The sequence below is a fragment of the Phyllobacterium sophorae genome, assembly GCF_003010965.1.
GTDB classification, from domain to species: Bacteria; Pseudomonadota; Alphaproteobacteria; order Rhizobiales; family Rhizobiaceae; genus Phyllobacterium; species Phyllobacterium sophorae.
Genome location: NZ_PGGM01000004.1, coordinates 205,155 through 218,729, shown reverse-complemented (window position 1 = coordinate 218,729; position 13,575 = coordinate 205,155). Strand labels below are relative to the sequence as shown.

Below are 13,575 nucleotides of genomic sequence, written 5' to 3'. Positions count from 1 at the left end.
GCCGGGCTGGTTTGGGCCAAATCCTTCGGCCTCCGGCTCGTCCGGGCAGCCAGCCCGGCCTTCGCTGCAGACCTTGACGCCCGGGTCCAGCCTTTGGCTGGCCCGAGGACAGGCCAAGTCCCAAACCGTCACCGGCAGAATGGTTCCGTGCAACCATGAAAGGCTCTAGATGGACCAGAACAGCTCTCATCGTCTCAAACGCCGCGGCCTGAAAGTCCTGCATCTTGCCGGGCTATTCCTGGCGATGCTGGTCATCTGCCTGCCGGGCCTGTGGATTGTCCTTAGTTCGCTCCGGCCGACAGTCGAGATCATGGCGAAGCCGCCGGTTTGGATACCGCAGGATGTCTCGCTCGATGCCTACCGTGCCATGTTTGGCGGCGCAGGGCAGGGCGGCATTCCGATCTGGGAATATTTCCGCAATTCGCTGATCATTTCGATTACCTCGACGGCCATCGCCCTCATAGTCGGTATGGCGGGCGGCTATGCGTTCGCACGCTACAAGTTCAAGGGCAAGTCGGGCATCTTCCTCGGCTTCATGCTGACGCGCGCCGTCCCCGGCATCGCACTGTCGCTGCCGCTGTTCATGATCTTCGCCCGGGTCGGCATTATCGACACGCATTTCGCGATGATCCTGATTTATGTAGCGCTGAACGTGCCATTCACGATCTGGCTCATCGACGGCTTCTTCCGGCAAGTGCCCAAGGACCTGGCGGAAGCGGCGCAGATCGATGGCTGTACGCGCTGGCAGGCATTCTGGCAGGTGGAATTTCCGCTGGCCGGACCGGGCATCGCGTCGGCGGGCATCTTTGCCTTCCTCACCTCGTGGAACGAATATGCGCTGGCATCGCAGATCACCCGTTCGGTGAATTCGAAGACATTGCCTGTCGGCCTCCTCGATTATACGTCGGAGTTCACCATCGACTGGCGCGGCATGTGCGCACTCGCGGTGGTCATGATCATTCCGGCACTCACACTCACTTTTATCATCCAGAAGCATCTCGTGTCCGGACTGACGTTCGGCGCGGTGAAAGGTTAAGCTCGTCATGGCCCCTGTTACATTGAAAAAGCTGGTCAAGAGTTATGGCAATGTCGATGTCGTCCACGGGATCGACCTGGAGGTCAAGGATCGCGAATTTATTGCGCTGGTCGGCCCGTCCGGCTGCGGGAAATCGACGACGCTGCGCATGATTGCCGGGCTCGAGGACATCAGTGGCGGTGTGGTTGAAATCGGCGGCAAGCCGGTGAATGACCTGCCGCCGCGCGCCCGCAATATCTCGATGGTGTTCCAGTCCTACGCGCTCTACCCGCACATGACCGTGCGCGAGAACATGGGCTTTTCGTTGAAGATCGGCAAAGTCGCGCAGAGCGAAATCGACACACGCGTGAACGAAGCCGCAGCAATCCTCGATCTGGACAAGTATATGGACCGGCGCCCCTCACAGCTCTCCGGTGGCCAGCGCCAGCGTGTCGCAATGGGCCGCGCGATCGTGCGCAAGCCGGACGTGTTCCTCTTCGACGAACCCCTCTCCAACCTCGACGCCAAATTGCGTACGCAGGTTCGCACCGAGATCAAGCGCCTGCACGCCAAGGTGCAGTCGACGATGATCTATGTGACGCACGATCAGGTGGAAGCGATGACCCTCTCCGACCGCATCGTCATCATGCGCGATGGTCATATCGAGCAGGTCGGTACACCGGAGGAAGTGTTCAAGCGGCCGGCCACGCGCTTCGTCGCAGGGTTCATCGGTTCGCCGCCGATGAACCTCAACGAAGCGACGGTTGCCGATGGCAAACTCGTCTTTGCCGGCGGGCAGAGTCTGCCGCTGCCGATTGAATTCCGCGGTAAGGTTGCAGCGGGTGACAAGGTGATCTTCGGCCTGCGGCCCGACGATATTTACCCGACGGGTCACGGCTTGAACTCCGGGGAAGCCACCGATGTGCATGAAATGGAGCTGCCGGTCTCGATCACCGAGCCACTGGGCAACGAGACTTTGCTCTTTATTACCATGGCGCAGCGCGAGTGGGTGTCGCGCATGCTCAATCCGCGTCCCATGGGTGCCGGAGAGATGGTAAAATTCAGTTTCGACCTGTCTCAGGCGCATCTGTTCTCGCCGGAAACCGGTAAAACCTTGCGGAGGTGAGAGCCTTTCCCGGCCATACTGACCTATTCTGACGGAGGCGTGTTGTGACAAGATCAAGCAAAGACACGAAGACCCGCACTTCGCGTGCGGGCGAGTGGATTTGCGCCGGGATTGGCGCAACTGTCCCCGTCCCTTCGGGTTTCCGGCTGACGGACACCCACTTTGTCAGGCGGCTTCGGATGCACCACATCGACCTCGCCACCTTCCGCGCGGATTGCCTCGCCAGCCGAGAAACAGAATACGGCCAATATGGCCGGGAAAGGCTCTACTATGGCCAAAATCGAACGAGTTGAGTTGCGCATGGTGGATCTGCCGCCGAAAGTGCTGCGGACCGATGCGATCCAGAGCTTTGTCAGCCAGGAGACGCCGATCGTTACGATCACTGACAGTGATGGCGCTGCGGGCACCGGATACAGCTATACGATCGGTACGGGCGGATCATCGGTGATGCGCCTGCTCTCTGACCACCTCGCTCCCCGTTTGCTCGGCAAGGATGCCGATCAGATCGAGGCGATCTGGCGTGACCTTGAATTTGCCACCCACGCGACAACAATCGGCGCGATTACTGCAATTGCGCTTGCCGCTGTCGACACTGCGCTATGGGATTTGCGTGCCAGGAAGCAGAACCTGCCACTATGGAAACTGGCGGGCGGGGCGAAGGATCGCTGCCCGCTCTACACGACCGAAGGCGGCTGGCTGCACATTGAAAAGCAGGCGCTGGTCGATGATGCCCTGCAGGCAAAGGCCAAGGGTTTCAAGGGCGCAAAGGTCAAAATCGGCCGTCCGCATGGTTCCGAGGATCTGGAGCGGTTGTCGGCGGTGCGCGACGCTGTAGGGGCTGGTTTCGAGATCATGACCGATGCCAATCAGGGTTTTACACTGGACGAGGCCATCCGCCGCTCTCAGGTACTTCGCGATATCGATCTGGCCTGGCTGGAGGAGCCGCTGCCGGCCGACGATATTGATGGGCATGTGCGCCTGTCGGCGGCAACACCAACGCCCGTGGCCATTGGCGAGTCGCTCTATTCGATCCGGCATTTCCGCGAATATATGCAGAAGCGTGCCTGCTCTATCGTGCAGGTGGATGTGGGCCGCATTGGCGGTATCACGCCATGGCTGAAGGTGGCACACACCGCCGAGACCTTCGATATTCCTGTCTGCCCGCATTTCCTGATGGAACTGCATGTGAGTCTCACTTGCGCGGTGCAGAACGGCAAATATGTCGAATTTATTCCGCAGCTCGATGACCTGACCCACACGCAGATGCGTATCGAGAACGGCTTTGCCATTGCGCCGAACGAGCCGGGCATTGGTATCGACTGGGATTGGGATGCCGTGAAGGCGCGCAGCATCGACGAATTTACCACCGAAATCCGGAGCTGATGCGATGCAACGTATGGGAATGATGATCGGGCTCAACGGGGATAAAGTCGCGGAATACAAGCGGCTGCACGCCGCCGTCTGGCCGGAAATTCTGGAACTGATATCAAGCTGCAATATCCGCAACTACACGATCTTCCTGCGCGAGCCGGAAAACATCCTGTTCGGTACATGGGAATATCACGGGACCGACTTCGGGGCCGACATGGCGAAGATGGCCGCCAATGCGAAGAACAAGGAATGGTGGGACGTGTGCATGCCGTGTCAGGTGCCGCTGGAAACGCGCGCCAAAGGCGAGTGGTGGGCGATGATGGAAGAAGTCTTCCATCTGGATTGATGAGGAATATTCGATGAGTTTTGATCCCGCATCCCTGCAACAGAGCTGGCCCTTGCCGGCGAAGCCACGACCGGTCGTGACCTTCGGCGCGGGCAGCATTGTCGGCGATGCGCATTATCCGGCCTACAACAAGGGCGGCTTTCCGATTGCCGGACTGTTCGATCCGGATGAGGCCAAGGCGCGGAAACTGGCGGATGAATGGGGTGTCACAGTCTATGCTTCCGTCGCCGAGGGTGCGGCGGTTGAGAACGCGATCTTCGATCTCGCTACGCCGCCATCGCGTCACGCTGAAATCCTGAAGGTCCTGCCCGAGGGTTCCTTTGCGCTGATCCAGAAGCCGATGGGCAGCGATCTTGGACAAGCGTCCGAGATCCTGCGCATTTGCCGGGAGCGCAATATCACTGCGGCGGTCAATTTCCAGTTGCGCTTCGCGCCGATGATGCTGGCGCTGAAGGATGCGATGGCACAAGGCTGGCTTGGCGAGGTTGTCGATTTCGATGCCTGGCTGGCGCTGGATACGCCATGGTCGCTCTGGCCGTTCTTGAACGGCCTGCCGCGCGTCGAGATTGCGATGCACTCGATCCATTATATTGACCTCATACGGCAGATCCTCGGCAACCCGCTGGGCGTGCACGCCAAGACGCTCGGCCATCCCAATCATGAAGTGGCGCAGACGAGGACCAGCGCCATCCTCGACTATGGGAATAGGGTACGCTGTTCGCTGTCGATCAATCACGATCACAAATTCGGCCGCAAATTCCAGGCCTGCGAGTTCCGCGTCAGCGGTACGGAAGGCGCGGCCTATGTGAAGCTTGGCGTCAATCTGGACTATCCACGCGGCGAGCCGGACGAATTGATGATCTATCCGAAGGGTGGCTCCGGCTGGGTCAGCGTTCCGCTGAAGGGCGCGTGGTTTCCGGATGCTTTTGTCGGGCGTATGGCCAACCTGCAGCGCTTTGCCAGCGGCGAGGACAAGGAACTGGTCAGTTCGGTCGAGGATGGCTGGTACACCATGGCCCTGGTCGAGGCTGCCTATCAATCGAGCGCGACGCCGGCAACTCCGCTCGCGCAGAAGCCGGAGGCTTAGAACCTTTCATGTCTGGATGGAATCATTCTGCCGGAGGGAATTTGGTTCAAGGTCAAGGGGTTTGGCGAGGCCGATATTTACCCATCGGACCAAGCCGAAGCCCGAAGGCTTTGGAGCAAATTCACCCGGCCCTTCGGGTTTCCGGCTGGCGGCCACCCACTTTGTCAGGCGGCTTCGTCCGATGCACGTACATCGGCCTCGCCACCTTCCGCGTGGATTGTCTCGCCATCCAGGAAACAGAACTGTTTCCATCCAAACATGAAAGGTTCTAGATGTCCGAACAAGCCATCTATTTCGAGGACTATGAACTCGGCCATGTGCGTGTCACGACGGGACGCACCATTACTGAGACTGATTTCGTGGTGCACGCCGGCCATACGGGCGATTTCTTCCCGCACCACATGGACGCGGAATTTGCCAAGACAACGCAATTCGGACAGCGCGTTGCCCATGGCACCATGATTTTCTCCATTGGGGTCGGACTGACGGCGAGCCTTATCAATCCCGTTGCGTTTTCCTATGGCTACGACCGCCTGCGCTTCGTACGCCCGGTGTTCATCGGCGATACGATCCGCACGCGGGTAACGATCAGCGCAAAGGAAGACGATCCGAAACGGCCGGACAGCGGACGCGTGGTCGAGCACTGTGAGGTGATCAATCAACGCGACGAAGTGGTATTGGCGGCTGACCATATTTTGATTGCGGAGCGCAAGTCCAAGGGTGCATGACAGGCGCAACAGAGTGCCGAACGGAGAATTAAGATGACAGGTAAGCTTGAAGGTAAACGCGTTCTAATTACAGCTGCAGGGCAAGGCATCGGCCGGGCTTCGGTGCTGGCTTTTGCGCGCGAAGGCGCGATTGTGCATGCGACCGACATCAATCAGCAGCTACTCGACGCGCTGCCAAAGGATGCAGGTATTCGCCCCCGCAAGCTCGACGTGCTGAAGACGGACGAAGTCAATCAGGTGATCGGCGAGATTGGCGCCATCGACGTGCTGTTCAACTGCGCCGGTTTCGTCCATGGCGGTTCGATTCTCGAAATGCCGGATGCTGATCTGGAGTTTGCGCTGGACTTGAATGTCCGCGCCATGATCCGCACGATCAGGGCGGTTCTTCCGGGTATGATCGAGCGCAAGGATGGCGCGATTGTCAACATGTCTTCGGTTGCCAGCAGCGTGAAGGGCGTACCGAACCGTTTTGCCTATGGCGTGACCAAGGCGGCAGTTCTGGGCCTCACCAAGGCGGTCGCAGCCGATTACATCACCCAGGGTATCCGCTGCAATGCGATCTGCCCCGGCACGGTTGAGAGCCCATCGCTGGAGCAGCGCATGCGTGCGGGAGGTGATTATGAGGCAACGCGCGCGGCCTTCATTGCGCGCCAGCCCATGGGCCGTCTCGGACTGCCGGAAGAAATCGCCGACCTCGCCGTTTATCTCGCCGGCGCGACTTATACGACAGGTCAGGCTTACAACATCGATGGCGGCTGGACCGTCTAGGAGACTTTGGGAAATCCACCCCGATGGCCATCTGATGCGATTTTCTACGCTTCCGGTGCTCATGGACGAAAAAGTCCACTGCGCTCCGGTTCTCGAAAACCACACCAGCTGCCTCATCAGGATGAATTCTCAAGCATCTCCAACAAGAAAAAGGAACAGACGATGAAATTTCTACGATATGGCGAGCCAGGACAGGAAAAGCCTGGCGTTCTCGATGCCAAAGGGCAAATCCGCGATCTTTCCGGCAAGGTGAACGATATTTCCGCGGCGGTGCTTGACCCGGACGCGCTGGCCAAGCTTGGCGATCTGGATGTCGAGAGCCTACCGATAGTCGGCGGCAATCCGCGTCTCGGACCCTGCGTCGCCGGTACCGGCAAGTTCATCTGTATCGGTCTCAACTATGCTGATCACGCTGCGGAATCCGGCATGGCCGTTCCACCCGAGCCAGTAATTTTCATGAAGGCGACATCGGCAATCGCAGGTCCAAATGACGATCTGGTCATTCCGCGCGGTTCGGAAAAGACCGACTGGGAAGTAGAGCTCGGTGTCGTCATCGGACGCACGGCAAAATATGTCACGCAAGGCGAGGCGCTGGATTATGTCGCCGGCTATTGCACGGTGCATGATGTCAGCGAGCGCGCTTTCCAGACGGAGCGTTCGGGTCAATGGACCAAGGGCAAGAGCTGCGACACGTTCGGCCCGACCGGTCCGTGGCTCGTGACCAAGGATGAGGTCGCAGACCCGCAGGACCTTCCCATGTGGCTGACCGTAAATGGCGAGACCATGCAGAACGGCTCGACCAAGACGATGGTCTATGGCGTTGCCTTCCTCGTTTCTTATCTCAGCCAGTTCATGAGCCTGCAGCCCGGCGACATCATCTCGACCGGCACGCCTCCCGGCGTCGGCATGGGTATGAAACCGCCGCGCTATCTCAAGGCCGGCGATGTCGTGGAACTCGGCATCGAAGGCCTGGGCACCCAGAAACAGGTGACGCGCGCCGACGCATAGGCGCGCCGCACCCTTAGCAACAGATACATGAGGCATATCGTGACCCGCATTACCGATCTTCGCGTTTTTGATATCCGCTTTCCCACTTCGCAAAGCCTTGACGGGTCGGATGCGATGAATCCGGATCCGGACTATTCGGCGGCCTATGTCGTGCTCGACACCAACGCCGACGGGCTTTCCGGCCACGGTCTCACCTTCACCATCGGGCGCGGCAACGAAATCTGCTGCCTTGCCATCGAGGCGATGAAGCATCTCGTCATTGGTCTGGAGCTCGACTGGGTGAAGGAAAATCCTGGTCGTTTCTGGCACTTCATTACCGGCGACAGCCAGCTGCGCTGGATCGGCCCGGACAAGGGTGCGATGCATCTGGCGACCGGTGCCGTCGTCAATGCGGTCTGGGACCTGCTCGCCAAGGAAGCGAAGAAGCCCGTCTGGCAGCTGGTCGGTGAAATGACACCGGAGGAGATCGTCAACATCGTCGATTTCCGCTACCTGACCGACGTTTTGACTCGTGAAGAGGCTTTGGCAATCCTGCGTAAGGCCGAAAGCGGCAAGAAGGAACGGATCGCGACGCTGAAGGCGGAAGGCTATCCCTGCTATACGACCTCGGCTGGCTGGCTCGGCTATTCGGATGAAAAGTTGCGCCGCCTTTGCCAGGAAGCTATCGATGCCGGGTTCAATCATATCAAGATGAAGGTCGGCCGCGATCTCGACGACGATATCCGCCGCCTGACCATCGCCCGCGAGGTGATCGGGCCGGATCGTATTCTGATGATCGATGCGAACCAGGTCTGGGAGGTCAATGAGGCGATCGACTGGGTGAAGAAGCTTGCCTTCGTCAAGCCGTTTTTCATCGAGGAGCCGACTAGCCCCGACGATGTCGCGGGCCACCGCAAGATTCGCCAGGCGATCAGCCCGGTGAAGGTGGCGACCGGCGAAATGTGCCAGAACCGCATCATGTTCAAGCAGTTCATCGCCGAAGGCGCCATCGACGTGGTGCAGATCGATTCCTGCCGTATGGGCGGACTGAACGAAGTGCTCGCCGTGCTGCTCATGGCGGCGAAGTACGATCTGCCTGTCTGGCCGCATGCGGGCGGCGTTGGCCTGTGCGAATATGTGCAGCATTTGTCGATGATCGACTACGTCGCCGTCTCTGGTACCAAAGAGGGCAGGGTGATCGAATATGTCGATCATTTGCATGAACACTTCGTCGATCCCTGCAGTATCCAGAATGCGGCCTATATGCCGCCATCGCTGCCGGGCTTCTCGATCGAGATGAAGCCGGAATCGATCAGGCAATATCTGCACAGACCGATGGCCTGAACCGGCAAGGGTCCATGAAACGCGGCGGCAGAGATGCCGCCGTTTTCGTTTACGGATATGTGTCGTCTTGCGTAAATGCGATGTCGTTTCCGCACCTATTCTTTTTCTGTGCCGGATGCTTTTATCGGGACACTTGAGGTGCCGCTTTCTAGGGGAAGCGGAGAATTGGGAAGCCGGTCGAAAACCCGGCGCTGCCCCCGCAACGGTAGTGGAGTAAAACGCGGCAAAATAGCCACTGGGAGTGCACCCCGGGAAGGCGCCGTGAAGCCCGGCAAGGCAACTCCAGAGCCCGGAAACCAGCCCCGAGTGACAACACCGACTGATCGCGGTGGGCGATCAAGGAGCATGATTTTGCGCAGACAACGCTCGTTGACTGTGCGGACGTTCTTCTCCGTCACCACCAGTCAGTTCTTTGCAGCTGTAAGGGCGAGGACACGACATGGATATTCGTAATGAACTGCTCCGGAATCTTCAAAACCGGAAACCGGGCTACGGACTTGAACAGGCCTTCTATTCCGATCCGGACTATTACCGTCTCGATATGGAAAACATCTTCTATCGCGACTGGCTGTTCATCGGTCATGATTGCGAAGTGGCGAAGCCGGGGAATTATTTCACGGTGCAGGTCGGCGACTATCCGGTTGTCATCGTTCGTGACCGGCAGGGAAAGATCAGAGCCTTCCACAATTCCTGCCGCCATCGCGGTTCACGCGTCTGCTCGGCCGAAAAGGGTACTGCGGCGAAGCTCGTCTGCCCCTATCACCAGTGGACCTATGAGCTCGATGGCCGCCTGCTGTTTGCCCGCCAGATGGGCGATGATTTCGACGCCAGCCAGCACAGCCTGAAGACCGTTCATTGCGAAAGCGTCGGCGGGTATATCTTCATCTGCCTCGCACCCGTTGCGCCGGATTTCGCAGCGACGCGCGCGCTGCTCGAACCCTACCTCGCGCCGCATCGCCTCACCGAGACGAAGGTCGCGTTCCAAAGCTCGATCGTTGAAAAGGGCAACTGGAAGCTTGTCTGGGAAAACAATCGCGAGTGCTATCACTGCGTCGCCAACCACCCTGAACTGTGCAAGACCTTCCCGGAGGCGCCGAGTGTCACGGGTATTCAGGGTTCCAAGGACGATCCGGAAATCGTCGCGCATTGGGACAAGTGTGAAGCCGTTGGCCTGCCGAGTGTCTTCCGTATTGCCGAGGACGGCCAGTACCGCGCGACGCGCGTGCCACTGTTGCGCGATGCCGAGAGCTATACCTTGAGCGGCAAGCGTGCCGTCGGCAGGCAGCTTAGCGATGACGTCAATGCCAAACAGATCGGTTCGCTGCTGCTCTATCATTACCCGACAACATGGAATCACATTCTTGGCGATCATGCGATCTCGTTCCGCGTGCTGCCGCTCGGTCCCAATGAAACGCAGGTCACCACCAAATGGCTGGTGCACAAGGATGCGGTGGAAGGCGTCGACTACAATATCGAAGAACTGACGCATGTCTGGCTGGAGACCAACGACCAGGATCGCCGTATCGTTGAAGAAAACGCCTTCGGTATCCGTTCGCCCGCCTACGAGCCTGGTCCTTACTCGGTCGAGCATGAAGGCGGTGTGCTGCAATTCCTCGAATGGTACAGCAATGCGATGGAGACGCGTCTCTCCGGCGACAAGAAACTCAGCAGGGTAGCTTAATGACGAGAGCGAGAGTGGGCCATATTGCGCCAGTTCTGTTTCTCGGATGGCGAGACAGCCCACGAGAAAGGTGGCGAGGCCGATGTCTTTCCATCGAACGATGCCGCCTGACAAAGTGGATGGCCGCCAGCCAGAAACCCGAAGGGCCGAGCGAATTCGGGCCAAATCCTTCGGGGCTCGGCTTTGGCCGCACAACCAGTGCGACCGCGCCAATCCCCTCGACCTTGTCCGCGAATTCTCTCCGGCAGAACGGTGCAATATGACCTACTCTCGCTCTGGGGGTGTTCCTCAGAACTATCCACACCTCGACCAGATGCAGCCGTGGAATGACCGGCTGCATCTGCTTGAGTGCCTGTCAATTGTTGAGGAAGCGCCCAATGTGAAGACCTTCACCTTCAGGTCGGACAATCAGAATTGGTTCCGCTATGAGCCGGGCCAGTTCATGACTTTCGAACTGCCGGTGCAGCCCGAAGCGGTGCTGCGCACCTATACGCTCTCCTCCACCCCGTCGCGGCCCTTCACCATCGCTGTGACGGTCAAGGCGCAGGAGGATAGCATCGGCACGCGCTGGATGCTGGATCATTTGACACCCGGCGTGCGGCTCAAGGCATTCGGCCCGCTTGGCGATTTCTCCATGCGCAAACATCCGGGCGGAAAATATCTGTTTATCTCGGCCGGATCCGGCATTACCCCGATGATGTCAATGACCCGCTGGATGCATGATTGCGCGCCGCAGAGCGACATCAGTTTCGTCACCTGCGCGCGCCGCCCCAGCGATATCATTTTCCGCAAGGAACTCGAATATCTCATGAGTTGCATGCCCAACCTGAAGCTCGCCTTCCTCATCAAGGAACACGAGATGGGCCAGGTGTGGACCGGCATTCGCGGCAGGCTCGAAGCACCAAAACTGCCGCTGCTCGCCCCGGATTTCAAGGACAGGACAATATTCTGCTGCGGACCGGAAGGGTTCATGCGCGATGTCCGCACCATGCTGGAAGCATCGGGTTTCGACATGAACCACTATCATCAGGAAAGCTTTGGTCCCGCCGCCGAGCCGGTTTTGCCGATGATGGATGACATCTCGACAGAAGCTGTCGAGGCGGCATCGACCGTCACATTCTCCATGTCGGGAATGGATGTGCCATGCGTTGCAGGCGACACGATTCTGAAAGCGGCGCGCGGCGCCGGTATCCGGATCGCAGCGGCCTGCGAATCCGGTCTCTGTGGCACCTGTAAGGTGATGAAGATTTCCGGCGAAGTCGACATGGACCATAATGGCGGCATTCTCGACGAGGAAATCGACGAGGGTTATGTCCTCGCCTGCTGCTCCAAGCCACTCGGCAATGTCGAAATCGAGGCTTGAGAAATCTCTAAACTCAGCCTGATGGGCATCTACCCATCAGGCCAAGCCGCTCGTCTTAAAACACCACGGTCTTGTGGCCGTTGAGCATGACGCGGGATTCGAGGTGCTTCTTCACCGCTCGTGCCAGCACCCGGCTTTCGATATCGCGGCCGGTGGCCACAAAATCCTCGGCGCTCATCGCGTGGCTGACCCGTTCGGTCTCCTGCTCGATGATCGGACCTTCGTCGAGGTCCGGGGTGACATAATGCGCGGTGGCACCGATCAGCTTGACACCGCGCTCATGCGCCTGGTGATAGGGCTTGGCGCCCTTGAAGCTGGGCAGGAACGAATGGTGGATGTTGATCACCTTGCCGAACAGCCGCTTCGACAGATTGTCGGACAGCACCTGCATGTAGCGGGCGAGGATGACGAGGTCGGCACCGGTGTCCTTGACGATCTGCAGCAGCGCCTCTTCCTGTTCCTTCTTGTTGTCCCTGGATACCGGCAGCACGTGATAGGGGATGCCCTCATGCTCGGCAAAGCGGCGGCTGTCCTCGTGGTTGGAGACGATGGCGGCGACATCGGCATCGAGCCAGCCAACCTTGATCTGGTAGAACAGATGCAACAGGGCATGGTCGAACTTCGACACCATGATGATGATCTTCGGCTTCTTCGCCTGATCGACCAAAGTGGTCTTCATGTCGAAGCGGTCGACACATGATTTCAAGCTGCGTTCGATGTCATCCTTGACGATCGCTTCCGGCGTGGTGAAGGCGATGCGCATGAAGAAGCGATTGGTCTGCCGGTCCCAGAACTGGTTGCTCTCCGCAATGTTAGCGCCGGTACCGGCAAGTTCCGTCGTCACCGCGGCAACGATGCCGGGCTTGTCTTCGCAGGAGAGGGTGAGGACGAAGCGATGTGCATGCTCGGCCGCTTTCGATGCGGCCAGGTGATTTTGGGGCTGATGATCCATAAGTTAAACTCCAGGAAGCTCTTTCAGGAAACGGTCCAGTTCGTCACGCGGAATTCCAACCACATGTTCGGGCCCCGGATAGTTTTGTGCGTGCACGTCTGCGACAAACTCGGAGAAGGCTGCGACTCTCTCCTGCTGCAGGCGGTCATATTCAGCCGAAAAGTTGCGGTAGACCTTGGCATGACGCGGATAATGGCCGCGATTTGAACCAAGAACGTCCTGTGCGAACAGATATTGCGCGTCGCAACCCGTTCCCGCACCCATCGAGATCATGAACATCGACGTGCGCTCGGAAATGGCACGTGCTACGTCGACGGGAACCACCTCGATTTCCGCCGCAAAGGCACCGGCGTCCTCCAGCGCTTTGGTCTGCCGCCAGATTTCCAGTGCACTCAAGGCTGTCTTGCCGACGGCCTTGAAGCCGCCGGTCCAGGTTGCTCTGGAAGGAATGAGCCCGACATGGCCGCAAACCGGGATACCTTCGTCACGCATCCGCCGCACCGTGGCGAGACTTGCGGCGCAATAGACCGCATCCCCGCCCGCACGCAGCGCCTTGAATGCAGCACGCATATAGTCCTCGGCCGTAATGAAATCCCCATATTCGAGGCCTGGGAAGGTGAAAGCTGAGGGTGCGGCGTCGCGAAACTCCGGCGTGAGCAATGCGGGCGGCACCGACAGCATATCGACGCGCGCCCGTTCAGCGGCTTCCGCTTCTTCAAGCGTTTCTACACGCAGCATCGTCAATTGGCGGCGGCCCTTCAATGCGAGGATGTCCGCTACCGTAGGTCGTCTGTTGGCCATTTCCTG

13 protein-coding genes and 1 riboswitch are annotated in these 13,575 nt (G+C 58.9%); of the genes, 11 read left to right on the top strand and 2 right to left on the bottom strand.

Annotated features, from left to right (window positions below; genetic code table 11):
- Positions 1 to 169: 169 nt before the first annotated feature.
- The 11 genes from CU103_RS11880 to CU103_RS11830 all read left to right on the top strand — a co-directional run bounded on the left by CU103_RS11880 (position 170) and on the right by CU103_RS11830 (position 11,816).
- Entirely contained in the window at positions 170 to 1,036 is an 867-nt protein-coding gene (locus tag CU103_RS11880; RefSeq protein WP_106664132.1) for a carbohydrate ABC transporter permease, read from the top strand.
- A gap of 7 nt (positions 1,037 to 1,043) precedes the next feature.
- On the top strand, positions 1,044 to 2,141 hold the full coding sequence (locus CU103_RS11875) for an ABC transporter ATP-binding protein (RefSeq protein WP_106664131.1): 1,098 nt from the start codon (positions 1,044 to 1,046) through the stop codon (positions 2,139 to 2,141).
- Positions 2,142 to 2,411: 270 nt separating this feature from the next.
- Entirely contained in the window at positions 2,412 to 3,524 is a 1,113-nt protein-coding gene (locus CU103_RS11870) for a mandelate racemase/muconate lactonizing enzyme family protein (protein ID WP_106664130.1), read from the top strand.
- A gap of 4 nt (positions 3,525 to 3,528) precedes the next feature.
- Complete coding sequence (locus tag CU103_RS11865) at positions 3,529 to 3,858, top strand: L-rhamnose mutarotase (RefSeq protein WP_106664129.1); 330 nt, start codon at positions 3,529 to 3,531, stop codon at positions 3,856 to 3,858.
- A 13-nt stretch (positions 3,859 to 3,871) separates the two neighbouring features.
- Positions 3,872 to 4,945 (top strand): Gfo/Idh/MocA family protein, encoded by a 1,074-nt coding sequence (locus CU103_RS11860; protein WP_106664128.1) that lies wholly within the window; start codon positions 3,872 to 3,874, stop codon positions 4,943 to 4,945.
- A 272-nt stretch (positions 4,946 to 5,217) separates the two neighbouring features.
- On the top strand, positions 5,218 to 5,673 hold the full coding sequence (locus CU103_RS11855) for a MaoC/PaaZ C-terminal domain-containing protein (RefSeq protein ID WP_106664127.1): 456 nt from the start codon (positions 5,218 to 5,220) through the stop codon (positions 5,671 to 5,673).
- 33 nt (positions 5,674 to 5,706) lie between these two features.
- Complete coding sequence (locus tag CU103_RS11850) at positions 5,707 to 6,441, top strand: SDR family oxidoreductase (RefSeq protein WP_106664126.1); 735 nt, start codon at positions 5,707 to 5,709, stop codon at positions 6,439 to 6,441.
- Between the two features lie 162 nt (positions 6,442 to 6,603).
- Positions 6,604 to 7,449 carry a fumarylacetoacetate hydrolase family protein gene (locus CU103_RS11845; RefSeq protein WP_106664125.1) on the top strand — a complete coding sequence of 282 codons (846 nt, stop codon included), beginning with the start codon at positions 6,604 to 6,606 and terminating at the stop codon, positions 7,447 to 7,449.
- Positions 7,450 to 7,488: 39 nt separating this feature from the next.
- Entirely contained in the window at positions 7,489 to 8,772 is a 1,284-nt protein-coding gene (locus CU103_RS11840) for an L-fuconate dehydratase (protein WP_106664280.1), read from the top strand.
- A gap of 119 nt (positions 8,773 to 8,891) precedes the next feature.
- A riboswitch (cobalamin riboswitch) is annotated at positions 8,892 to 9,091 on the top strand.
- Positions 9,092 to 9,211: 120 nt separating this feature from the next.
- On the top strand, positions 9,212 to 10,453 hold the full coding sequence (locus CU103_RS11835) for an aromatic ring-hydroxylating oxygenase subunit alpha (RefSeq protein ID WP_106664124.1): 1,242 nt from the start codon (positions 9,212 to 9,214) through the stop codon (positions 10,451 to 10,453).
- A 259-nt stretch (positions 10,454 to 10,712) separates the two neighbouring features.
- Positions 10,713 to 11,816 (top strand): FAD-binding oxidoreductase, encoded by a 1,104-nt coding sequence (locus CU103_RS11830; RefSeq protein ID WP_106664279.1) that lies wholly within the window; start codon positions 10,713 to 10,715, stop codon positions 11,814 to 11,816.
- A 55-nt stretch (positions 11,817 to 11,871) separates the two neighbouring features.
- Here the strand turns inward: CU103_RS11830 and purU are convergent, their stop codons facing one another.
- Both purU and CU103_RS11820 read right to left on the bottom strand, forming a co-directional pair.
- A complete protein-coding gene (gene purU, locus CU103_RS11825) occupies positions 11,872 to 12,768 on the bottom strand; it encodes a formyltetrahydrofolate deformylase (protein WP_170117029.1) in 897 nt (298 codons plus the stop codon).
- A 3-nt stretch (positions 12,769 to 12,771) separates the two neighbouring features.
- Positions 12,772 to 13,569, bottom strand: a complete 798-nt coding sequence (locus tag CU103_RS11820; RefSeq protein WP_106664123.1) for a 3-methyl-2-oxobutanoate hydroxymethyltransferase — start codon at positions 13,567 to 13,569, stop codon at positions 12,772 to 12,774.
- Positions 13,570 to 13,575 lie beyond the last annotated feature (6 nt).